The following is a 22,362-nucleotide window of genomic DNA, read 5'->3' on the forward strand; positions in this document are numbered from 1 at the left end:
TCAGGGCTGCAGCGACGGCGCCAGGCGGGCGGCGTGCTGTTGCTTGGGCAGGCGTCCTTGCAGGCGCCAGGTGCCGTCGGCGGGTGCCAGCTGCACGATCCAGTCGTGACCGTCGTCGATCGGCGTGGTCGAGCGCCACCCGGTCTCCGTCGGTGCCAACTCCAGCGTCAGGTCGTCCTCCGACTGGGTCGGATGCTGCAGGAGCAGCCGCAAGTTCGCCTCGCGCGGGAACTCGCCCGTTGCCGGGATCGCCTCGACCATCGTCTCGTCGATCCGCACGATCGCGCTCAGCCCCAGTTGCCGCGCCTTCGCGTCCGGGCCCAGATTGGTGGTCTGGATCTGCGAGACGCGGCGGACCTCGTCGTTGACGACATCGTCGCCGCCGGTGCGGGTGGCGACGATCAACAGCCCCACGCCGGCGACGATGGAGGCCAGCGGCAGGCCGATGACCAGCCACATCACCGGGATCCGCCACAGCGGGCGCTTGTTGTCATTCATCACATCGGTCCAAAGAAGCTGCTGTCGACTGTCTTGCGCGTGCCGTCGTCGTCCTCGACGACGAATCGCACCTCGTGGCGCCCCCGCACACCCTCAGGTGCCACCAGCACCAGCGGGAACGAGACCACCTCTTCCGCACGCGCCGGCACGGCCTGGGCATTGTCGCGCAGTTCGATGCCCGGCGTCGCGGATTCGACCAGGATGCGGAACTCGCGCGCCGCGTCGGACTTGTTGACCAGCTTGAGCGTGTAGGCGTTTTCGGTGCTGCCGTCGCCGGCTTCGCGGTAGAGCGCATTGCGGTCGCGCAGCACTTCCACGATCAGGTCGCTGCGGGTGCCCACGCCGACCGCCCAGGCCACGCACAGCGCGACCAGCAGCGCGCCGTAGACGAAGATGCGCGGGCGCAGCACCTTGGTGGCCTTGCCGTCGATCGCATTCTGCGTGGAGTAGCGGATCAGCCCACGCGGATAGCCCATCTTGTCCATGACGCTGTCGCAGGCGTCGATGCAGGCGCCGCAAGCGATGCACTCGTACTGCAGCCCGTTGCGGATGTCGATGCCGGTCGGACAGACCTGCACGCAGATCGTGCAGTCGATGCAGTCGCCCAGCGCCTCGGGGGCGAACTTGGGCAACGGTTCGATCGCGCCCAGGTCGCCGTCCCAGGTGATGGTGCCGCGCGCCTGCGCGTTCTGGCTGGCAGCCGACGGGTGGCGCCCGGCGCGGAATACGTAGTCATAGGCGACCAGCTTGTCGAGCAGGCCTCGGCCGCGCTCAAGCACACTGCCCAGACCACGCTTGCGCGGACCGCGCGGTTCGCCGCGCATCGGGTCGTAGGCGATGATCAGGGTATTGCGGTCGAACATCGCGCTCTGGAAGCGCGCATAGGGGCACATGTACTTGCAGACCTGCTCGCGCAGGAAGCCGGCATTGCCCCAGGTGGCCAAAGCGTAGAACAGCACCCAGAACGTTTCCCAGCCGCCCCACGACAGCGTCATCGCGCGCGCGCCCAGGTCGGTGATCGGGGTGAAGAAGCCGACGAAGGTGAAGCCGGTCCACAGCGCGAACACCGCCCAGATCAGGTGCTTGCCGCCCTTGCGCATCACCTTCTCGCCGGTCCAGGGGCCGGCGTCGAGCTTCATGCGCTTGGAGCGATCGCCTTCGGTCCAGCGCTCCATCCACAGGAACACTTCGGTCCACACCGTCTGCGGGCAGGCGTAGCCGCAGAACAGGCGCCCGGCGAGCGCGGTGAAGAAAAACAGCGCCAGCGCCGCGATGATCAGCAGCAACGCCAGGAACAGGAAATCCTGTGGCCAGAAAGTCAGGCCGAAGACATGGAACTTGCGCGCCGGCAGATCGAACAGCACCGCCTGGCGCCCGTCCCAGCGCAGCCAGGGGAACACATAGAACATGCCCAGCAGCCAGACCACCGCCGCCACGCGCAGCCGGTTGAGCCGACCCGATACATCGCGCGGGTAGACCTTGCGCTCGCTCTGGTAGACAGAACCGCCGTCATCGACGACTTCGAGCGGAATCGACCCCTTCACGTCGTCGCTCCCGGCAGCGGGACGAAGGACGAGGGGAACTTGGGCTGGATGCGATTCATCTGGCTACCGATAGGGGTGCGACCGACGTGAGCGTTCGGTGATGAACGCTATTGTCCGCCCCGTTCAGGGCGTCGGAATGCGACCCGTTGTCGCAGCGCGCAACGGGCCGCGCCACGCCGAGGGTTGCCGCCGGCTCAGTCCGGCGACAACGGTCGGTTGAAGCGGCTCGCAGGCCGCAGAAGGATCCATGTGAACAGGCTGGAGGCCGCAGTCGCCAGCCAGAACATGAAGAACCCGAGGGTGTATCCCAGCTCGCGCGACATCGACAGATCCGGGAAGGTCATGTCGCGAAGCGCGAGGGGATCGACGAAGGCGAAGAACACCATGGTGCACACGCCCGCCGCGAAGAAGCTCGGCCACAGAATCGCGCCCACCCGCTGCGCCAGCGGACGTGGCGGGTGGTCGAAGCGCGGTTCCGTGAAATCCGTCATTGGCGTGCCGTGGTGTCCGCTGCCGGCTTATTGGACAACGACCAGACGTAGGCTGCAACCAGGCGCGAACGGGTCTCGCCCAGCAGCTCGCGATGCGCGGGCATGACCCCGTGCCGGCCTTCGTTGATCGTCTGGCGGATGCTCTCGAGCGTGTTCGGATACAGGGTGTTGCGCGCCGTCAGGTTTGGAGCGCCCAACGCCTGGTTACCCTTGCCGTCGACACCGTGGCAAGCCACGCACAGGCCCTGGAAGTGCTGCTCGCCGCGCGCCGCCATGTAGTCGGTGCTCAGCGTCTGCTCCAGGTCCGGCGAACGCAGTGCGCGCACGTAGGCGGCCGTCTGGGTCACCGCGACATCGCCGCCGATCCCGGCCAGCACCGACCCCAGCGGCGGCATGATGCCCTGGCGGCCATCGAGCACCGTCTCCAGGATCCGCTCCGGCTCACCGCCCCAGTTCCAGACATCGTCGGTCAGGTTCGGGTAGCCGGGTGCGCCCTGCGCAGTCGAGCCATGGCAGGCCGCACAGGTGTTGACGAAGATCGAACGGCCCAGGTCCATCGCCCGTGGGTCGCCGGCCAACTGCTCGAGGGGCTTGCCGGCGAATGCACCGAAGGTCTCCTCGAGTTGTGCGTCGCGACGGGCCTTGTCGGCATCGTGCTCGCGCGCCGAGGTCCAGCCGCTGGTGCCTGCGAAGTTGCCCAGGCCCGGATACCAGATCAGGTAGCCGATCGCGAACACCACCGTCAGGTAGAACAGGTTGATCCACCACTTGGGCAGCGGCTTGTTGTACTCGGTGATATCGCCGTCCCAGACATGGCTGGTGTCATCGGGCTTCGGGTCGCCGGGGCGGCGCCGCGATGTCCAGATCAACAACCAGACGCAGCCGACGATGTTCAACGCCACGATGGCGATGACATACCACGACCAAGCGTTGCTCATGACCCCTGCTCCTCGTCATCGTCCAGCGGCAGTTGCGCGGCTGCCTCGAATTCGGTTTTGCGCTTCGGGCTCCACGCCCAGACCCAGCCGCTGATGAAGCACAGCAGCAGGATCGCGGTGACGATTCCGGAAATCATTGGCTGTCCCCTCCCTTGGGGGCGTGGCGACCGAGGCCCTGCAGGTAAGCGACCACGGCATCGAGTTCGGTCTTGCCCGAGACGTCCTCGGCAGCCTGCGCCACCTGCTCGTCGGAGTAGGGATCGCCCAGGCGCTGCAGGGCCTGCATGCGGCGGCTGACCTGCTCGCCGTCGAGCGTGGCCTTGGCCAGCCACGAGTAGGCGGGCATGTTCGACTCGGGCACCACGTCGCGTGGGTTGTTCAGATGCACGCGGTGCCAGTCGTCGGAGTAGCGGCCACCGACGCGGGCCAGATCCGGCCCGGTGCGCTTGCTGCCCCACTGGAACGGCCGGTCGTAGACCGACTCGCCGGCCAGCGAGTAATGGCCGTAACGCTCGGACTCGAAGCGCAGCGTGCGCACCATCTGCGAGTGGCAGTTGTAGCAACCCTCGCGGACGTACACGTCACGTCCAGCCAACTCCAGCGCGGGGTACGGTTCCACTCCCGGCAGCGGCTCAATCGCCTCGGCCTGGTACATCAGCGGCACGATCTCGGCCAGACCGCCGAACGACACCGCCACCGCAATCAGCACCGCCATCAAGCCGACGTTCTTCTCGACTTTTTCGTGCGCGTTCTTGTTTTCGCCGCTCATGCCTGGCCTCCTGCGGAGACCTGCGCGGCCACCGGGGCGGGGTTGTGGGAGACGTCGGGAGGAAGCACCGGCTGGTCGGCCGTGACGACCTGGCTCTGCCGGTAGGTCTTCCAGAAGTTGAAGGCCATCAGCAACATGCCCGACAGGACCACGATGCCGCCCAGCAGGCGCACCAGGTAGTACGGGTAGGTCGCACTGAGACCCTCGACGAAGCTGTAGGTCAGCGTGCCGTCCTCATTGGTGGCGCGCCACATCAGGCCCTGCATGACGCCGGCGATCCACATCGAGGCGATGTAGAGCACCACGCCCACGGTGTGCAGCCAGAAATGCAGGTCGATCCACTTGGTCGAGTACATCTCCTTGAGGCCCAGCAGGCGCGGCATCAGCGCGTAGATCGAGCCGATCGAGATCATCGCCACCCAGCCCAGCGCACCGGCGTGCACATGGCCCACGGTCCAGTCGGTGTAGTGCGAGAGCGAGTTGACGGTCTTGATCGACATCATCGGCCCCTCGAACGTGGCGATCATGTAGAACGAGATCGCGACGATCAGGAACTTGAGGATCGGATCGGTGCGCAGCTTGTGCCACACGCCCGAGAGCGTCATCACGCCGTTGATCGCACCGCCCCAACTGGGCGCCAGCAGGATCAGCGAGAACACCATGCCCAGTGACTGCGCCCAGTCGGGCAGCGCGGTGTACTGCAGATGGTGCGGGCCGGCCCACATATAGACCGCGATCAGCGCCCAGAAGTGCACGATCGACAACCGGTAGGAGTAGATCGGCCGGCCGGCCTGCTTGGGCACGTAGTAGTACATCATGCCCAGGAAGCCGGCGGTCAGGAAAAAGCCGACCGCGTTGTGGCCGTACCACCACTGCACCATCGCATCGACCGCGCCGCTGTAGACCGGATAGGACTTCAGCGGGCCGACCGGGATCGCGATGTTGTTGACGATGTGCAACAGCGCCACGGCGATGATGAACGCCGCGAAGAACCAGTTGGCCACATAGATGTGCTTGACCCGGCGCTTGGCGATCGTGCCCAGGTAGAGCACCGCGTAGGCGACCCAGACCACGGTGATCAGCAGGTCGATCGGCCACTCGAGCTCGGCGTACTCCTTGCCCTGGGTCAGACCCAGCGGCAGGGTGATCGCCGCAGCGACGATGACCGCCTGCCAGCCCCAGAACACGAAGGCGGCCAGCTTGTCGGACAGCAAGCGCACATGGCAGGTGCGCTGGACCACATGCAGGCTGGTCGCAAACAGCGCACAGCCACCGAACGCGAAGATCACCGCATTGGTGTGCAGCGGACGCAGACGGCCGTAGCTCAGCCACGGGATGTCGAGATTCAGCGCAGGCGCGTAAAGCTGGGCGGCGATGATCACCCCCACCAGCATGCCCACGATGCCCCAGACCACGGTCATCACCGCGAACTGGCGGACTACTTTGTCATTATAGGTTTCAGTCATGGCGTGCATTCGCCGCCCCCTTTCTTGGATAGAAGAATGTTAGGCGCCCGTGATGTCGCTCTACCTTGATCTCGATCAAGGTGCCCCTGCGAGCGGTGTGCCCTGTCCATGCCCCGGCAGCCGGGGGACATGAACGCGCCCATCATAGACAGTCGCCCATTCATTTGCCGGCCCGGCCCTGCGCCCCAGCTGCGACCGATCAGCGCACCCACCCAGAACCGGGGTCAGAGTGCATTTTTTCGTTGAGCGAGAAGTGCACTCTGACCCCGGTTTCTGGGCCCGGTTCTGGGCGGGGCGGTACACTGGGGGCTCGTCCAACCACGAAGGCCCCATGGCAAAGCCCAACTATTCGTTCGAAAAACGCCAGCGCGAACTCGCCAAGAAGAAGAAGAAAGACGAGAAGGACGCCAAGAAGCGCGCCGAGCGCGACGCGACCCGCAGCGACACGCCGGCCACGCCCGACGCCGCCGAGTGACCGCGCCGGCCGCGGATCCCGTGCGGATCTGGGTCGATGCCGACGCCTGTCCGGGCCCGGTCAAGGACATCCTGTTTCGCGCCGCCGAACGCGCGCAGGTCGCGGTCACGCTGGTCGCCAACCAGTGGCTGCGCACCCCACCCTCGCGCCACGTGCGCGCGCTTCAGGTCGAAGGCGGCCCCGATGCCGCTGACGATGCCATCGTCGCCCGCGTGAGGGCCGGCGATCTGGTGGTGACCCAGGACATCCCGCTGGCCGCCCGTGTGCTCGCGCTGGGCGCCCAGGCCATCGACCCGCGCGGCCAGCCGTTCACATCCGACAGCATCCCCGAGCGCCTGTCGATCCGCGACTTCATGGACGAACTGCGCGGCGCCGGCGTACAGACCGGCGGGCCGGCCGCCTTTCACGCCCGCGACCGCCAGGCGTTCGCCGGGCAGCTCGACCGCTGGCTGGCCAGGCGACGCTGACCGGCCCGCCCGACCTGATGCGCTACGCCGAACCGGCGGCGATGCCGTCGAGGGTCGCGACCGCAGCGGCCGGCAGCACCAGGTCCGCGGCAGCCAGGTTTTCGCGCAGGTGCGCGACCGATGAGGTGCCGGGAATCAACAGCAGATTCGGCGCGCGGCGCAGCAACCAGGCCAGCGCGACCTGCATCGGCGTCGCGCCCAGCGTATCGGCGACCGCCGACAGGGTCGAGGACTGCAGCGGCGTGAATCCGCCCAGTGGGAAGAACGGCACGTAGGCGATACCGTCGGCGGCCAGCGCGTCGATCAGCGCATCGTCGTCACGGTGCGCGATGTTGTAGAGGTTCTGCACGCACACCACCTCGACCATTCCGCGCGCCTGCGCCACCTGGGTCGCGGTGACGTTGCTCAGGCCGATGTGCCGCACCAGCCCTTGCCGCTGCAGATCGGCCAGCACCGCGAGCGGTGCCTCGATCGAGCCTTCCGCCGGGCCGTGCGCGGACAGCATGATCCTGAGGTTGACCACGTCGAGCACGTCGAGGCCGAGGTTGCGCAAGTTGTCGTGCACCGCCTGGGTCAGCGCATCGGCCGAGAACGCGGGCAGCCAGGAGGCGTCGTCGCCGCGGCGGGCGCCGATCTTGGTCACGATCGTCAGGTCGTCGGGATACGGGTGCAGTGCCTCGCGGATGATCCGGTTGGTGACATGCGGGCCGTAGAAATCGCTGGTGTCGATATGGTCGACGCCCAGGGCGACCGCCTCGCGCAGCACGGCCACTGCCGCGGCGGGGTCCTTGGGCGGACCGAACACGCCGGGGCCGGCGAGTTGCATCGCGCCGTAGCCCAGCCGCTTCACAGATCGATCCCCCAGGCGGAATGTGCCGGCGGTATGGGACTGGGACATGACGAACCTCGCGTGTGGGGACCGCGGTAGTATCTGAAGACTTCTTCAGCTTTGGAATTCGCATTCGATGGCGACCGCCGCTGACCCGCTCGCCCCTCGCAAACGCCCGGTCCAGCGCCGGTCGACGGCGACCGTCGATGCGCTGCACGTCGCCACGATTCAGGTTTTGACGCGCGAGGGGCTGGCGCGTTGCACCACGACCCGCGTCGCCGAACGGGCCGGCATGTCTGTCGGCAGCCTCTACCAGTACTACCCCAATCGCGATGCGCTGCTCGCCGATGTGCTCGCCCGTCATCTTGACGGCGTCGCGGACGCGGTGCAGCGCGCATGCGATGCGAAACGCGGTTCGCCCGTCGCGGACATGGCCGGCGCGCTGGTGACCGCGATCGTTGCCGCGAAACTACGCAATCCCGCTGAGTCCAGGGCGCTGTATGCCGTCGCCGCCGAACACGGCGGTATCGAACTCGTTGCGCGCACGCAGGCACGGAGTGTGGCGGCGATCGCGCAGATGCTCGCGACCGCGCCCGACGCCCGCATTGCCGATCCGACGGCCACTGCCGTCTTCGTCCTGAACGTCCTGCTCGGGCCGATCCGGGCACTGCTCGAAGGACATGCGCCCCCGGCGTTCGCGATCACCCTGGACGCGGAACTCACACGGCTGCTATCGGGTTATCTGCAGGCGGACCGGGGGCGTCAGGACGGGCCGACGCAAGGCGCGGACGACCGCCGACCTTAGACCCGCTCGGCGGCCGGGTAGAGCTCGCGGTTCTCGCGCTGCAGCCGCTCGAACAGGCCGCGCAGCACCGTGTTGGCGCCGGCACGGAAGCCCTCCGGGTCGGCCTTGACCCGGGACGGCACGCGCCACTGGCCGACGAACTCGGCAAATTCGGCGGCGATCCCCTGCATCTCCTGCTGGTAATGCGCGCCCATCGCCGCGACCGCCGGATCGCCGGCGCGCGCGAGCGTGGGATAGAGCACCTGATCCTCGGCCGCGAGATGGAACTTGACGCGACTGGCGAAGGCGATGATGTGGCTGGAGATCGCTTCGGCGTTGTCGGCGACGCCGGCATGGGCGAGCGCACGCAGCGCATCGATCTGGGCGGCGATCTCGCCGTGGTCGTGGTGGTAGCGGCGGATGTCCATCCGGCCCTCCGAAAAAAACCTGCGGGTTGCCTGTCGTTAGCGGCCGACGGGCCGACGGCTTGAGCACGGCTCCACACGACACGCGCTAGCCTGCCTGCATGCACACACCTCAGTTGTGGACGATCGGCCATTCGACACGGCCGATCGAGGTCTTCATCGACATGTTGCGCGCCGACGGCATCACCGCGCTGGTCGACGTCCGTCGCCATCCCGGCTCGCGCCGCCATCCGCATTTTTCCGCGCAATCGCTCGCGCATAGCCTGCCCGAGGCCGGCATCGTCTTCGTGCCGATGCCCGAACTGGGTGGCCGTCGGCAGGCGCTTGCCGATTCGCCACACACGGCCTGGCGCAACGCGAGTTTTCGTGGCTACGCCGATTACATGGACACCGCCGAGTATGCGCAGGCACACACGCGGCTGATGGCGCTCGCGCACGCGCAGCGCACCGCCTGCATGTGCGCCGAGGCGATGTGGTGGAGTTGCCATCGCAGCCTGATCGCCGACGACTTCAAGGCCCGCGGTTGGGAGGTGGTGCATCTGATGGGACCGGGCAAATCGCAGCCGCATCCCTGGACCGCGGCTGCGCGCATCGTCGACGGACGACTGGACTACAGCGCGCCTGCACCGCCGCAAGATGACTTGTTCGCGCCAGAGGCTTAAAGCCTCGCCCCCACCCGGCGCGCCAGGCGCGCCGACCTCCCCCGCAGGCGGGGGAGGTCATCCCCGTGCTTGCCAGTCCTTATCCCCGCAATCGGCGCTATAGCGACGTGTTCGCAAGCGCCCTCCCCGCCCAAGAGGCATTGCGCCCTAGATGGGGAGGGTTAGCGCGGGGGCGACGCACGCATCGCACCCAAACTCGCCTCTGTGAATCCGGCTCAGGACGCGGGCTTCTGCAGCGCCTGGGCCTGCTCGAGGTGGCCGGCGATCGTCTTGCGCGTGCTCTCCAGGTGGCTGCGCACATCGCCGGCACTGGCCTGCGGGATCAGCTCGCGATCGAGCTTGTCCAGCGCGGCCTGGTGGCCCTTGACCATCGCGTCGATCCACGCAGTCTCGAAGGCCTCGCCATCGAGTCCCTCCAGACGCTGGCGCTCGGTGTCGTGCTGACGACGCTCGGCGGTCAGCGCCGGGTCGTCGGATGCCGCCGGCTGCGGGGATGCGCTTGCGCTCTCGCTTTTGCCGTCGAGCATCGCCTGGGTGGTCTGCATGCTGCGCTCGTGGTCGGTGCGCAATTGCTCGGCGTACGCACGCGCGCGCTCGCCGACGCCCTTCTTCAGCGCATCCTGCGCGGCTGCGATCTCGTGCCGATCGACCTCGATCACTGCCAGCAGCGCCTTGCGATCCGCCGGTGCCAATGCAGTCGCGGCACCGGTCCCAGTCTGGGCATCGCCTGGGGCCATCGTGTCGGCCGGGCCGGTGCCCATGGCCGCGCTGTCGTCGGTGGTCGGCCCGGCAGCAGGCGGGGTGCCCGGTGTGGCGGCAGCCTGGTGATCATCGGCGGCGCGGTCGCCGCATGCCGACAGCGCGAACGCGAGCGAAGCCACCAGCAGGGTCGGACGAAGATTCATGGTCGCACTCCATAGCAGGACAGGAAACGCGATGCTGGGCGTCATGCCCGCCGCAGGCGGTGAAGCCGCGCGCCGGCGCCACGGCACTTTCTGCGCACCCGCCGTCCTCTGCCCCGTTCATGTCGTACCGCAAGGACGACGATCGCGCCGTGCACAGGTCCCTGTCACGCCCCGCAGGGTCACGAACCCGCGTGCCGTCCAGCCTGCATCGTGCCGGGCCCCTGCGCTAGCATCGGCCCGTCCCGCCTTCCGCATCCGCATGGCCCTCCCCGCTCCCACCCTGCCGATCGCCATCCGCTCCTACGGCGCGGACAGTCAGGTCGATCGCCACGATTTCGCGCAGGTGGTGCTGCCGCTCGACGGTCAACTGCACATGGACATCGCCGGGGCCGGGGCCCGGCTCGATCGCAGTCTCGGCGCCTTCGTCGAGGCCGGCACTCGGCACGACCAGATCAGCGACGCCGCGAACCGCTCGATCATTCTCGACCTGCACGCCGGCGACCTCGACCCGCGGATCGCCGATTGTCTGGCGCGTCGGCCCTATGTCGCGCTGGCCCCCGAAGCGCGCAGCCTCGTCGCCTACATGGAAGCGCTGACCCTGCGCGGCGGCGTATCCGCGCATCGTCTCCGGCTGTGGATCCCACTGCTGCTCGACACCCTGATCGGCGAGCCACCGCGGCCGCGCGCCCGGCTTGCGCCATTGCTGGCGAGAGTCGAGGCACAGCCGGCGCGTGCCTGGACCGCCCAGACGATGTCCGCCCAGCTCGGCGTGAGCGCCAGTCGTGTGCATGCGCTGTTCCAGCAGGAACTGGGCACCACGCCACGTGCCTGGCTGTCGGCCCTGCGGCTCGGGCGGGCCCGCGACCTGCTCGTGCGCACCGCGCTGCCGATCGCCGAGGTCGCCTACTGCTGCGGTTACGCCGACCAGAGCGCGCTGACCCGCGCGATGCGGCGCGCGGACGGTCAAACGCCCGCGCAACTGCGCCGCCAGACGCGCGGCTGAAAGACGCGAGTCCCGGCCCAAAACGGCGCGAGACCCGGTCAAGACGGCGTTGCCGGTCGCGCCTATCGTGCGGCGCATGCACACACCGCACTCCCGTCCCCGACATGACACCCTCGCCGGCGTCGCCTGCGGCATCGGCGCAGGCGCGCTGTGGGGCCTGGTCTTCCTGGCCCCGGCACTGGTACGCGACTTCCGGCCGCTGGACCTGACCATCGGCCGCTACCTGTTCTATGGCCTGTTCTCGATCCTGCTGATCGCACCGCACTGGACGCGGCTGGTGGGCCTGCTCGGCCGCAAGGAATGGCGCGGTCTTGTCTGGCTGGCATTCACCGGCAACGTCCTCTACTACCTGCTACTGGCAAGCGCAGTGCAGTTGGGTGGCATTGCGATGACCTCGTTGGTCATCGGCTTCCTGCCGGTCGCAGTCACCCTGGTCGGCAGCCGCGACCGGGGCGCCGTACCATTGCGCCGGCTTGCGCCGTCGCTGTTGCTGGCTGCGGCCGGCGTGCTGTGCATCGGCTGGCAGGCGCTGGCGATGCCGGCGGCGGACACCGTCGGTCGGCAGTTGCTGGGGCTGGCGTGCGGCGTGGGCGCGCTGGCCGCCTGGACGTGCTTTGCGGTGAACAATGCGCGCTGGCTGGCGCGGCTGCAGCACGTCAGCGTCCACGAGTGGAACCTGCTCACCGGCGTGGTCACCTGCGGCTTGACTGCGTTACTGCTGCCACTGGCCTGGGCCCTGCCCCGCGTGCCGCACCCGCCCTCGGCCTGGGCCTTGCTGATCGGCGTATCAGCCGGCGTCGCCTTGCTGGCGTCGATGGTCGGCAACGCACTATGGAACCGCATGAGCCGGCTGCTGCCGCTGACCTTGGTCGGTCAGATGATCCTGTTCGAGACGCTGTTCGCCCTGCTCTACGGCTTTGTCTGGGAACGCCGCCTGCCCACGCTGCTGGAGGCCGTCGCGTTCTTGCTGGTGGCGCTGAGCGTGGTCACGTGCCTGGCCGCGCACCGCGCGCCGGCCACGTCGGTGCCTGCAGCAGGCTGAACCGGCGTGTCCGGACACACGGACCACGGCATCACTCAAGGGGCAGCGTCGTCCACGTCGCCCTGCCCGACCTTGCCAGCACCGGGCCCGGCGCCGAGCTCGCCACCTGTCAGCGGATCGATGGCGGGGTCGGACTGCGTGCGCACGGCGAGCGCCTCCAGTGCAGCCTGCTGGGATTCGCTCAGCACGACCGATGCACTGCCATCGCCACCGTCGACGGCCGCCTGCGCTTGCCGATCCTCGACGCGGTCCCAGGCCGGGCCGCTGTTCCACGGCCCCGTCTGATCGCCCGGGCCCTGCGACATGTCGTAATAGACATCCGTGAAAGCAGGATGCCCGGGCAGCTTGCCCGGCGGGAAGTTCGGGCTGATCGCATACAGCGCTTTTTCGAAGCTCTTCTGGTGCGCCACCTCGCGCGTCATCAGGAAGATCAGTGCGTCCTTGATACCCGGATCCTGGGTGACGTTGATCAGCCGCTCGTAGACCAGTTTGGCGCGCGACTCGGCCGCGATGTTGGAGCGCAGGTCGGCGGTCGGATCGCCGATGGTGTCGATGTAGGCCGCCGTCCACGGCACGCCGCTCGAGTTGACCAGCGCCGGACCGTTCCCGTACAGGATCGCCTCCGTCTGGCTGGTGCTGTTGCCGCTGAGCACGCGCATCTCGGCCATTTCCTCCATGCCTTCGGCCAGTTCGCCCTTGGCGCCCTTGTTGAGCATGGCGATGATCGAGCCGATGATCTCCAGATGGCTGAGTTCCTCGGTGGCGATGTCGTAGAGCATGTCCTTGCGCCCCGGATCGTCCTCGGCCAGCGCCTGGGTGAAGTAGCGCATGGCCGCTGCGAGCTCGCCCTGCGGACCGCCGAACTGCTCGAGCATGAGCGTGGCCAGGACGGGATCGCCGCGCTCGACGCGGACCGTGTACTGCAGGCGCTTGTTGTGCATGAACATCAGGGTCTCCTGCGGCGGCGCCGCTTCGATGGGTCGGTGCCCACCCTGGTCGCGCGACGATCCTGGCCGCGTACGCGACACGCGTGCCTACCGCGATCCGGCGCAACAACTGCAGGGTCGGCGATGCCGACACCCCCCCAAGCCGACCCGCTCGACCGTGTCGCTGCGTCACGCATGCACGCATCGTGATCCCACCTCCATCGACGCTCACATGCTGGCCACCGCGCCATGACGCGTGCGGGGACCGGCGCACAATGGACGTCACTGGAACGCGCTCGCCGTATGCCGCGCGTCTCGTGCTCCAACCCCGGAGGCAAGCCGGCAGCACGGCTCAGTACACGTCACCTCAATGCGCGCAGGCGCCACGACGCCAGCGCCACCGCGACCGCCCCGATCGCGGCACCCGGCCACGCGCCCAATGCCAGCGCAGCGCCCAGACCGACGTACAGCGCCACGCCTCCGAGCAACACATCGACGCGCCGATCAGTCGCTGCCACATCACGGTCGCGCCGCAGTTCGAAACGCAGGACCAGCGCGATCAGCGGTGCGACCATCGCCAGGCACAGCGCGATCCAGCCTGCACGTCCGAGCCAGAAGCCCGCCTCGCCGGGCAGTCCGGCATCGATCGGCAATCCCAATCGCTCGCCCAGCCAGGCGGCCGGCAGTTCGGCGAGCTTGTGCCACAGGTACAGCGGCATGCCGAGTGCGCCGAGCACCGCGATCGCCCTGGCCGGCGCACGGCCGCTGAGCACCCGCCGCGCCAGCGGCTCGCACAGCAGCACCAGGCCCACCTGCAGCCACATCACCCCGATCAGCGCCAGCGTGGGCGGCAGCATGTTGTTGCCGGCCAGCGTCACGCCGACCATCGCGACCGGGTAGCCGGCGGCGATCGCCAGCGCCAGCCAGACCGCGCCGAGCAACAGCAGGCCGGCGCCGGTCGCCGGGCCGCGGAAGCGCCCGCGCTTCCACGCGATCCCCAGCTGCTGCGGAATCAACCACACCACCAGCATGTTGAGCCAGGCGATGCCGGCCGGCCGCTCGGTCGCCCATTGCCCGAGGTGGCGCCAAGTCTCGAGCGATGTGGCGCCTGCGCGCACCCAATCCAGCACGCCGGCCACCACGACCAGCCCGGCGACCGCGCCCAGGCCCAGGCGCGCATCCAGGCGCAGGCACCACGGCAGCAGCGCCTGCACGCTGAGCAGCATCAGCAGGAACCACAGGTGGATCGTCAGCGAGCGGTCGAACACTGCCAGCAGGTGACCGCCCGACAGCCAGGCGAGCACCGCGATCGCGGCGAGCACCGCCAGGTAGGTCAGCGTCGGCCGCGCCAGTCCCAGCGCCCGGCCCGCCCACCATTGCACCTGCGCGCCCTGGGCCGCCCGCCGGGCCACGCTGTCGGCACTGACCGCCGCCGAGACGAACACGAACAGCGGCACGACCTGCACGATCCAGGTCAGCCAGCCGGCCGCGTCCCAGGCCGCGAGCAGGTGGTCGGTGTCGACCAGCATGCCGTCGGCCATGCGCGGCAAGGTCGCGATCCAGTGCCCGAACACGACCAGCAGCAAGGCGCCAGCGCGCAGCGCGTCGGGGTACGGGTCGCGGGAAGACGGCGGCATTGGCGGCGCAGATCCTGGGCTCGGCACGCCCACGAGCATACCCAGGCACCGCGGCGCGGTGCGTCATGCCGGCCCCGCACCGCCCGCGCGAAGGCAGCCGCTGCCGGGCGCCGGCCACGCCGCCTACAATGCGCGCCCCCCGTCGCCCCCGGAGCCGCATGAACATCGTCGTCGTCGACGCCCTGAAGGCCTACATCGATCCGCTGACGCCCGACGAGCACGAGGCGCTCGAGCGCAGTCTGCTCGCCGAGGGCTGCCGCGATGCGCTGGTGCTGTGGGGCAACGTGCTCGTCGACGGTCACAACCGTTACGGCATCTGCCAGAAGCACGGCATTCCCTTCGAGACCGTGCAGAACACCCGTTTCAAGTCGATGGACGATGTCCATCTGTGGATGATCGAGCAGCACCTGGGCCGGCGCAGCGTGTCGGACTACCAGCGCGGCGTGCTCGCGCTGCGCAAGCGCACGATCCTGGAGGCGCGCCAGCAGGCCAGGCTCGAAGCGCCGCCATCTGCAAACGACGAGGCGGCCACCGCCGCGCCCGAAGACGACGACCGCCCGCCGTGGGACGACGCGCCCGTGCCCGCCACCCGCGCCGATCTGGCGCGCGAAGCCAGGCTCAGCGCCAACCAGGTCATGATGATCGAGCGCATCCACGCCCAGGCGACACCCGAGGTGGTCGAAGCGCTGAAGGCCGGCGAGATCTCGATCAGCGCCGCCGCCGCGGTCGCCAGCCTGCCCGAGGACGAGCAACGCAGTGCGGCGCAGGCCGGCAAGGCCGAACTCAAGCAGGCCGCCAAGCGTGCCCGCGATGCGAAGAAGCGCCCGCGCGCGCCGCGCGAAGGTGAGGACGGCGAGACCGCCGAGGGCGACACCGCCCCCGACGCGCGCGCATTGCAGCGGCGCGTCGACGTGCTCGAACGCGAGAACGCGCAACTGCGCGCCCAGGTCGAGACACTGCAGGCGCAGTTGCTGCGCCTGCGCGGCTGACCGGCGCGGCCGCCGGCCTCAGGCGGCCGCGATCGTGCCGGGCAGCGGATGCCCGGCCAGCCGCATCGCGTACAGCGCCGCACCGTGATGCGGCGCGTAGCGCGGTGCCCGCAGCTCGAAGCCGACACCGGTCGCCTGCAAGGCCGCCGCCAGCGGCGCCTGCAGCAGCGCCCCCGCACCGAAGGCACCGCCTGAGCAGGTCACGGGCACCTGGGCGTCATCGCCGAATTCGAGCGCGCGGCGCACCGCATCGACGATCGCCGCCAGTTCTTGCCCCGCCCGCTCGAAGATCGCGCGCGCCGCATCGTCGCCCGCCTCAGCCGCTTGGGCGACCTGCAGCGACAGCTGCGCGATCCGGTCGCGCGTCAACGCCTGCGCGCCGTACACCCGCGCGCACAGATCGAGGTCGTCGGCGAGATCGAAATGCGCACGCAGGGCTGCATGCAAGGGCCCGCGCGGCAGTCGGCCGTCGCTCATCCGCGAGAACGCGTTGAGGCCCTGGATCGCGATCCAGTACGCCGAGCCCTCGTCGGAGAACACCTCACCCCAGCCGCCGGCCCGCGCCTGGCGCCCCTGCCGCTGGCCGTAGGCGATCGAGCCGGTGCCCGCGACGATGTTGATGCCGTCCGCGCAGGCCAAGGATCCCGCCCAGCCGCAGACCATGTCGTTGTCGCAGCGATAGCGCCGATGACCAAGCAGTGCCTCGGGCATCGCATCGAGCTGCGGCGTGGCCACGGCGTCCTCGCCATGCGCCGGCAGACCGAAGAAGGCATAGGCGATCCCGTCCGGTGTCGCCTGCGCCTGCCGGGTGACCGCGTCGATGCCGTCGGCCAGCAATGCACGCACGCCGTCGAGCCCGATCTGCGGGTGATAGGCGGTGCCGCGCTGGACCTCGGCGCGCACGCCGCCTTCGCCATCGAGCAGCACGAAGCGGGTCTTGGTGCCGCCGCCATCGACGCCCAGGTAATAGGACGCACCGCTCATGGCACCAGCGGGTACAGGCGCACGCCCTGCACGACCCGGTTCACCGTGCCCTGTGCATTCGGGCTGTCGGGCCGCACGCCCAGCGCCCGCGAGGCGTGGAAGGCGAACAGCTGCGCCATGGCGACGTAAGGCCACAGCAGGTCGAGATCGTGGGCGCGTTCGAGCCCGGTCACGCGCACCGCATCGCGCACTGGACCATGCGGCGCGGCGGCGGTGACTTCGATCACGCGCGCGGCCACGCCGTCGCCGCGCAACTCGTCGAGCAGGTCGAGATCGTAGCGCCGGGTCAGCGGGTCGTTGGACACGAACACCACCACCAGCGTGCGCGCAGTGACGAAGGTCTTGGGGCCGTGGCGGAAGCCCATCGGCGATTCGAAGCAGGTCGCGATGGCGCCATTGCTCAGCTCACCCAGCTTGAGCGCGGCCTCGCGCGCCAGGCCCTTGAACAGTGCGCTGCCGAGATACACCACACGCTCGAACCCGCACAGCGCCAATTCCTGGGTCAGCCCGCGCGCCTGCTGCAGCACCGTGGCGGTGGCGGCGGCGATCGCGTGCACGCGCGTCTCCGGGGTGTGCGGTCCGCACAGTGCGGCCAGCGTCGCCAGCATCATGCAACTGAAGCTCGAGGTCATCGCGAAGCTGACATCGTGGGTTTCGGGCGGCAGCAGCAGCGTCATCGACTGCCGCACCGCGACCCGGCCGAGCGCCCCGTCGGCATTGCAGGTCACCACCAGGTGGCGCACGTCGCCAACCAGCGCCTCGGCCAGTTCCACCGCCGCGACGCTCTCGGGGCTGTTGCCCGAGCGCCCGAACGAGACCAGCAGCAAGGGGCGAGCCGGATCGAGATACAGCTGCGGCGCGCTGACCAGGTCGGTCGTGGGCACTGCATCGACGCGCGCAGCGAGCTGGCGGTCGAGCCATGGCGCCAGGCATTCGCCAATGTAGGCCGAAGTGCCGGCGCCGGTCAGGATCACCCGCGCCGTCGGGTCGCCCGACACCGGCGCGATGAAGGCGGCGAGCGATTCGGCCATCTCGGCGACCAGGGCATGGGTGCGCAGGAGCACGCGTGGCTGCTGCTCGATTTCGCGCGCGGTCCACAGCGCGCCGCTGGCGGCCAGGTCGGATTCGGGCAGGCCGAGAAGTTCAGGGCTGGGCATCGGGGACGCAGGCATGGCGGTAGTCGTCGAGGGCGATGGCGATGTGGGCCATCACGAGGGCGGCGGGATCGAGCGGGGCGCGGTCGGCACGCAGCGCACGTAGCGCCTGCGGCAGGTATTGGCTGACCAGCGGCATCGGCGGCGGGCTCTGGCGCAGGTTGGCGAACAACTGCTGGCAGGCCGCCTCGATCGCGGGATCCGGCCAGTAGTAGCGGATGCGATCGCTGAGGCTGTACTGCAGGTCGATGGTCAGTGCATCGCCCTGGGCGTGGTAGTAGCGCTGCCAGTGACCGGGCTGCGCGCGCATCCGGGCCACTGCGGTCTCGCGCAGCTGCGCACGCCGGTCCGGCGCGATCCACTCGCGTTCGATCGCATCCAGCGCCCACAGCGCCTCGCGCAGCGCGAAGGTCAGGCCGGGGCCGACCTTGAGGATCGCGAAGTGGTCGCGCACCAGCGCGGCCAGTGCATCGGGGGTCTGGTAGTCGGTCGAATGCGCCTCGAACACCAGGCCCGGGACCTGCTCGATCGCGGCGCTGAGCGCGCGTGCGGCCGCCGGCACATAGTCGATGACCTGATGGTGGTCGAACTCCACACCCGGCTGCACCACCGAGGCGATCACCCGCGTCCACGCCGCTTGCAGGCCGGCGGCCGCGAATGCATCCCGGTGGGCCTCGATCGTCGCCAGCGCGGCCTCGGGCGCGGTCACCGCCAGGCCCTCGATGGCCTCGGTCGCGCCGCCGGGCACCGGCACCTCGGTGCCGATCACATAGACCGGCGGCTCGCCACCCGCCTGGGCATGGGCGGCCTCGGCCGCGCGGCACAGCCGCACCGCGCGTTGGACGATCGTCGCCTCGGGCAGCGGCACCGGATCGTCCGCGCAGGCCATCGAGCAATCGAGGTGGAGCTTGCGGAAGCCCGCGGCGACGTAGGCGGCGACCATCGTCTCGGCCTTGGCCATCGCCGCCTCGGCGTCGAGCGCGGTCCAGGGATTGGGGCCGAGGTGATCGCCGCCAAGCGCGATGCGCGCCGGGTCCATGCCGACCCGCTCGGCGATACCGCCAACGAAGGCGACGAAGTCGGCCGGGGTCATGCCGGTGTAGCCGCCGTCCTGGTTGACCTGGTTGCAGGTCGCCTCGACCAGCACCAGCGGCAGGGCGTGACGCTGGGCATGGCGCAGCGCGGCCTCCAGCACCAGGGGATGGGCACAGCAGATGGAGGTGATGCCGACGGCGTCGCCACGCCGATGGCGGGCAACCAGCTCGAGCAGGGCGTGCATCGCGGTCCTCGTCGTGTCTTGAAAAGAGGGCGTCAGTCGGCCGGGGTCGGGCGTTCGGGCTCGAGCGCCAGCAGCACCGAGGCGACCAGCGCCATCGCCAACCCGACCAGCTTCAACGGTCCGGGCACCACACCGGCCAGCAGCAGCGAGAGCGCGGCGGTGATCAAAGGGCCGCCGGCATTGGTCAACGGCGCGACGACGATCGCCTTGCCGTAGCGGAACGCATAGACCAGACACAGCGCGCCGATCGCATTGAGCACCTGGATCGCGGCGACCAGCCACGGCCCCTGCAGGCCGGTGGCGATCGGCTGGCCGAAGTCGGTCATCCGCCAGGCCACCGGCACCAGCGCCAGAGCGCCGATCATCATGTAGAAGAAGATGCTCTCCGCGCGCACGACGGTGTTGGCGCGCTTCATGAAGTAGGCCTGCACGCCCCAGGCGAGCATGATCAACAGCGACAGCACGAACCAGCCCACGCCCTCGCCTTCCGCGCTGCCCAGCGACAGATCCAGCAGCGGCAGCGCCAACAGCGCGAGCACCACGCCGACCGCACCGACCCGCGTGGTGCGCTCGCGCAGCAGCGTGAACGACAGCGCGATCGTGATCACCGGCGACAGCGAGATGATCGGGAAGATGAAGTACGCCGGTCCGCCGGCCAGCGCCTTGAACAGCAGCATCTGGCCCCCGGCACCGAGCAGGCCGATCAGCAGCCCGTAGACGATCGCTCGCGGACTGCGGTCCACGCGCCAGCCGTTGCGCCACAGCACGAACAGCGCCGGCGGCACCATCGTCAGCGCCCACACGCAGTAGACCAGCGTTTCGGGAAAGGCGGGGCTGGCGGTCAGGCCCGACAGCGCGCCCCACACGCCCCACAGCACCACCGTGGCCATCGCAAAGCCCAGCCAGGCGCGGCCACCGGGCACCGCTGCGGCGACCGCGCTCATGCCGCGCCGTCCGGCGTGGCCTGCAGCAGCGCGAAGGTCTCGAACGACACCGAGGCCAGCGTGTCGCTGCGTGCATCGACCGTGCCAAGGTCAGTCCCGTCGAACAGGTTGCGCACCCGGTAGCGGCCACGGCCGAGCCCACGCAGTTGCAGCGGACCGTCCCAGCGCTCGGTGTAGAACGCGTAGTACAGCGCGCCGTCCTTGCCGATGACGTGGGTCTCCGGCCGGTCGAAGCCGATGTCGTACAGCGTGCCCAGATAGTCGCCCTTGGGCAGCATGTGCGCGCGATACAGGTCGATCCACTTGCGCCACAAGGCTTCCTTCTCGGCGCCCAGCACCAGCCCACCCGGCGGCATGTCCAGCTTCGGCTCGGGGATGTCCGCCGGCCATGTGAACTTGGTCGAGATCACCGCACCGATGCCGACGCTGGACGCGAAATCCGCGCCGCCGTCGGCCAGTTCGACGTGATCGCCGGCGTAGCTGCCGCGCTTGCCGATCAATGCCTTGATCGTTTTGCCCTTGTGGCGCACCTGCCACGACGACAGCGGATCGGACGAGGGGTACTGGTCGGTCGCCGGCAGGTTGTGGAACGCGAACGCGGTGCCGCAGGGGCACAGCTCGACCACGGCATCGGGGTTGGCCGCGTGCGCGGCGTCGTAGATCGCCTGCCAGAATGTCGCGACCGCTTCGCACGATTCCATCGGGTCGGCGTGGTGGTGCGCGGGGTTGTAGCAAGGCGCGACCGCATTGAGATGCTGGCCGTCGAGCTTGAGGCCCTCGAAGCCCCATTCGCCGATGATCTTGGTGACCAGCGCCACGTAGAAATCCACCGTCGGCTGATAGCCCGGGCACTGGGTGAAGGCGTTCCACCAGGTCACGTTCTGGCTGGCGCCATCGCGGTCGAGCAACAGCATGTCGGTGTGGCGGTAAAGGACTTCGCTGCCCGGGTCGGCGGCCAGCGGCGCCAGCCACAGCCGCGGACGCAGGCCCTGGGCCTTGATCGCCTGCACGAAGGCGATCATGTCCGCCTCACCGCGCGGGAACTTGCGCGTGTCGATCTGCCAGTCGCCCTCGTTGGTCTGCCAGCCGTCGTCGAGCACCACCCACTCCAGGCCCAGCTCTTTCACCTTCGGCAAGGTGCCCAGCACTTGTTCGGTGGTGAAGTCGCGCTCGTAGCCCCAGGCGCACCAGATCGGCGCGAATGCCGAGGCCGGGACTTCCGGCGCCGCGATGCCCTCGTCGGCCATCCAACGACTGTAGTGCTGCAGCACGCCGAAGTAATCGCCGGTATGGACGGCCACAAAGCAGCGGTCGCTCTCCAGCGTCTCGCCCGGTGCCAGCGTGGCGGCGCGCGTGCTTTCGATCGCGATGCGCGCGCCGCCGTCGGCCTCGCGCGCCACCGGCAGGTCGAGCAGCCGCGGCTTGGGCTCGACATGGCCCACGGCCAGGCCGATGTCCCGGCGCCAGATGTTGGCGACCGGCGTGCCGCCGCCGTAGTCGGAGGAATCCATCGCCAGCGTATTGCGCTGCGCGAAGCCCTCGGTCAGCGGCTGCACCCAGTCGCGGCGGTCGGTATGCGTGGCCCCCGAGAAACTCCAGAAGCCGTCGCCGGCGTCGGCCATCGCATGGGCCGCGTTGCGCCACCCGGCGATCTCCAGCGGCGTCTGGCCGCCATTGCGGTAGCGCGTGCGCAGCACCGCCAGCCCCGGATGACGCTCGTGGAAGGTCAGTTCCACGGTCTTGTCGATGCCTTCTGCCGAGCGGCCGCGCACGACATGCCGGCGCCCCGGGCCATGACGTCCACTGCGGACCCGCTCCACCCGCTCGTCGACGAATCCGAACTGTTCGATCGTGCGGCCATTGGCCAGCAACAAGGCCTCGCTGGCGTCGAAGCCGGTGATCGGCTCGCCACGCGCCAGCACTCGACTGCGCAAGGCCGCATCGAATTCGAGCGACAGCAGGCTGTCGTGCGCGAGTGCGCGGACCTGGGCGGCGGTGGCCGGTGAAGCGGCCTGGACCAACGGCAATGCCGCGGCATAGGCCGCGGTGCCGGAGACGAGCTTGAGCACGGTACGACGTCGGACGGGCAGCATGTGCCGGGTTCTCCCCTTTCGTTCGGTGTCGCCGAGTCTGCGTCAAAGCGGCCGAAGA

General features: G+C 69.2%; 24 protein-coding genes. 7 read left to right on the forward strand and 17 right to left on the reverse strand.

Annotation, left to right across the window (positions count from 1 at the left end; all coding sequences use genetic code 11):
• The 7 genes from FHW73_RS04330 to ccoN form a co-directional block, all read right to left on the reverse strand.
• Positions 1–498, reverse strand: coding sequence for a FixH family protein (locus FHW73_RS04330; RefSeq protein WP_183425491.1), 498 nt, complete (start codon positions 496–498; stop codon positions 1–3).
• Positions 498–2,042, reverse strand: coding sequence for a 4Fe-4S dicluster domain-containing protein (locus FHW73_RS04335; RefSeq protein WP_183425492.1), 1,545 nt, complete (start codon positions 2,040–2,042; stop codon positions 498–500). The genes FHW73_RS04330 and FHW73_RS04335 overlap by 1 nt, the downstream gene beginning before the upstream one ends.
• A 194-nt stretch (positions 2,043–2,236) precedes the next feature.
• On the reverse strand, positions 2,237–2,533 hold the full coding sequence (locus FHW73_RS04340; RefSeq protein WP_183425493.1) for a hypothetical protein: 297 nt from the start codon (positions 2,531–2,533) through the stop codon (positions 2,237–2,239).
• On the reverse strand, positions 2,530–3,471 hold the full coding sequence (gene ccoP, locus FHW73_RS04345) for a cytochrome-c oxidase, cbb3-type subunit III (RefSeq protein WP_183425494.1): 942 nt from the start codon (positions 3,469–3,471) through the stop codon (positions 2,530–2,532). The genes FHW73_RS04340 and ccoP overlap by 4 nt, the downstream gene beginning before the upstream one ends.
• Positions 3,468–3,608, reverse strand: a complete 141-nt coding sequence (locus FHW73_RS04350) for a CcoQ/FixQ family Cbb3-type cytochrome c oxidase assembly chaperone (RefSeq protein ID WP_183425495.1) — start codon at positions 3,606–3,608, stop codon at positions 3,468–3,470. Before FHW73_RS04350 ends, ccoP begins: the two co-directional genes overlap by 4 nt.
• Positions 3,605–4,240, reverse strand: a complete 636-nt coding sequence (ccoO, locus tag FHW73_RS04355; RefSeq protein ID WP_183425496.1) for a cytochrome-c oxidase, cbb3-type subunit II — start codon at positions 4,238–4,240, stop codon at positions 3,605–3,607. Before ccoO ends, FHW73_RS04350 begins: the two co-directional genes overlap by 4 nt.
• Entirely contained in the window at positions 4,237–5,715 is a 1,479-nt protein-coding gene (ccoN, locus tag FHW73_RS04360; RefSeq protein WP_183425497.1) for a cytochrome-c oxidase, cbb3-type subunit I, read from the reverse strand. The genes ccoO and ccoN overlap by 4 nt, the downstream gene beginning before the upstream one ends.
• Before the next feature lie 322 nt (positions 5,716–6,037).
• Here ccoN and FHW73_RS04365 point away from each other — a divergent pair, with 322 nt between their 5' ends.
• Both FHW73_RS04365 and FHW73_RS04370 read left to right on the forward strand, forming a co-directional pair.
• Positions 6,038–6,181, forward strand: coding sequence for a hypothetical protein (locus tag FHW73_RS04365; RefSeq protein WP_183425498.1), 144 nt, complete (start codon positions 6,038–6,040; stop codon positions 6,179–6,181).
• A complete protein-coding gene (locus FHW73_RS04370; RefSeq protein ID WP_183425499.1) occupies positions 6,178–6,648 on the forward strand; it encodes a YaiI/YqxD family protein in 471 nt (156 codons plus the stop codon). The genes FHW73_RS04365 and FHW73_RS04370 overlap by 4 nt, the downstream gene beginning before the upstream one ends.
• Before the next feature lie 22 nt (positions 6,649–6,670).
• On the opposite strand, the gene FHW73_RS04375 is transcribed toward FHW73_RS04370, so the two are convergent.
• On the reverse strand, positions 6,671–7,546 hold the full coding sequence (locus FHW73_RS04375) for an aldo/keto reductase family oxidoreductase (protein ID WP_183425500.1): 876 nt from the start codon (positions 7,544–7,546) through the stop codon (positions 6,671–6,673).
• A 67-nt stretch (positions 7,547–7,613) separates the two neighbouring features.
• Here FHW73_RS04375 and FHW73_RS04380 point away from each other — a divergent pair, with 67 nt between their 5' ends.
• A complete protein-coding gene (locus FHW73_RS04380) occupies positions 7,614–8,282 on the forward strand; it encodes a TetR family transcriptional regulator (RefSeq protein ID WP_183425501.1) in 669 nt (222 codons plus the stop codon).
• On the opposite strand, the gene FHW73_RS04385 is transcribed toward FHW73_RS04380, so the two are convergent.
• Positions 8,279–8,689 (reverse strand): hemerythrin domain-containing protein, encoded by a 411-nt coding sequence (locus FHW73_RS04385; RefSeq protein WP_183425502.1) that lies wholly within the window; start codon positions 8,687–8,689, stop codon positions 8,279–8,281. The genes FHW73_RS04380 and FHW73_RS04385 overlap by 4 nt on opposite strands.
• Positions 8,690–8,787: 98 nt before the next feature.
• Here FHW73_RS04385 and FHW73_RS04390 point away from each other — a divergent pair, with 98 nt between their 5' ends.
• Complete coding sequence (locus tag FHW73_RS04390; RefSeq protein ID WP_183425503.1) at positions 8,788–9,348, forward strand: DUF488 domain-containing protein; 561 nt, start codon at positions 8,788–8,790, stop codon at positions 9,346–9,348.
• A gap of 215 nt (positions 9,349–9,563) precedes the next feature.
• On the opposite strand, the gene FHW73_RS04395 is transcribed toward FHW73_RS04390, so the two are convergent.
• Positions 9,564–10,253: a DUF4142 domain-containing protein gene (locus FHW73_RS04395; RefSeq protein WP_183425504.1), complete on the reverse strand. Its 690-nt coding sequence runs from the start codon at positions 10,251–10,253 to the stop codon at positions 9,564–9,566.
• Positions 10,254–10,512: 259 nt separating this feature from the next.
• Between FHW73_RS04395 and FHW73_RS04400 the strand changes: the two genes are divergently transcribed.
• Entirely contained in the window at positions 10,513–11,256 is a 744-nt protein-coding gene (locus FHW73_RS04400) for an AraC family transcriptional regulator (protein WP_183425505.1), read from the forward strand.
• A gap of 76 nt (positions 11,257–11,332) precedes the next feature.
• Positions 11,333–12,298, forward strand: a complete 966-nt coding sequence (locus tag FHW73_RS04405) for a DMT family transporter (protein WP_183425506.1) — start codon at positions 11,333–11,335, stop codon at positions 12,296–12,298.
• Positions 12,299–12,333: 35 nt separating this feature from the next.
• Here the strand turns inward: FHW73_RS04405 and FHW73_RS04410 are convergent, their stop codons facing one another.
• Together FHW73_RS04410 and FHW73_RS04415 are read right to left on the reverse strand one after the other, a co-directional pair.
• A complete protein-coding gene (locus FHW73_RS04410) occupies positions 12,334–13,245 on the reverse strand; it encodes a manganese catalase family protein (RefSeq protein ID WP_183425507.1) in 912 nt (303 codons plus the stop codon).
• A gap of 341 nt (positions 13,246–13,586) precedes the next feature.
• Positions 13,587–14,861 (reverse strand): acyltransferase family protein, encoded by a 1,275-nt coding sequence (locus FHW73_RS04415; RefSeq protein WP_183425508.1) that lies wholly within the window; start codon positions 14,859–14,861, stop codon positions 13,587–13,589.
• 158 nt (positions 14,862–15,019) lie between these two features.
• On the opposite strand from FHW73_RS04415, the gene FHW73_RS04420 reads away from it, so the two are divergent.
• Positions 15,020–15,850 carry a plasmid replication/partition related protein gene (locus tag FHW73_RS04420; protein ID WP_183425509.1) on the forward strand — a complete coding sequence of 277 codons (831 nt, stop codon included), beginning with the start codon at positions 15,020–15,022 and terminating at the stop codon, positions 15,848–15,850.
• Positions 15,851–15,868: 18 nt separating this feature from the next.
• Here the strand turns inward: FHW73_RS04420 and FHW73_RS04425 are convergent, their stop codons facing one another.
• From FHW73_RS04425 to FHW73_RS04445, 5 genes are read right to left on the reverse strand one after another with little or no spacing between them, the layout of a single operon-like run.
• Positions 15,869–16,834: a BadF/BadG/BcrA/BcrD ATPase family protein gene (locus FHW73_RS04425; RefSeq protein ID WP_183425510.1), complete on the reverse strand. Its 966-nt coding sequence runs from the start codon at positions 16,832–16,834 to the stop codon at positions 15,869–15,871.
• Positions 16,831–18,006 carry an SIS domain-containing protein gene (locus FHW73_RS04430; RefSeq protein WP_255492652.1) on the reverse strand — a complete coding sequence of 392 codons (1,176 nt, stop codon included), beginning with the start codon at positions 18,004–18,006 and terminating at the stop codon, positions 16,831–16,833. The genes FHW73_RS04425 and FHW73_RS04430 overlap by 4 nt, the downstream gene beginning before the upstream one ends.
• Positions 17,978–19,267 carry a D-tagatose-bisphosphate aldolase, class II, non-catalytic subunit gene (locus FHW73_RS04435; RefSeq protein ID WP_183425511.1) on the reverse strand — a complete coding sequence of 430 codons (1,290 nt, stop codon included), beginning with the start codon at positions 19,265–19,267 and terminating at the stop codon, positions 17,978–17,980. Before FHW73_RS04435 ends, FHW73_RS04430 begins: the two co-directional genes overlap by 29 nt.
• A 32-nt stretch (positions 19,268–19,299) precedes the next feature.
• A complete protein-coding gene (locus FHW73_RS04440) occupies positions 19,300–20,211 on the reverse strand; it encodes a DMT family transporter (RefSeq protein WP_183425512.1) in 912 nt (303 codons plus the stop codon).
• Positions 20,208–22,304 (reverse strand): glycoside hydrolase family 36 protein, encoded by a 2,097-nt coding sequence (locus tag FHW73_RS04445; protein ID WP_183425513.1) that lies wholly within the window; start codon positions 22,302–22,304, stop codon positions 20,208–20,210. Before FHW73_RS04445 ends, FHW73_RS04440 begins: the two co-directional genes overlap by 4 nt.
• Positions 22,305–22,362 lie beyond the last annotated feature (58 nt).

It is taken from the genome of Luteimonas sp. RC10 (genome assembly GCF_014192745.1).
Classification (GTDB): domain Bacteria; phylum Pseudomonadota; class Gammaproteobacteria; order Xanthomonadales; family Xanthomonadaceae; genus Luteimonas.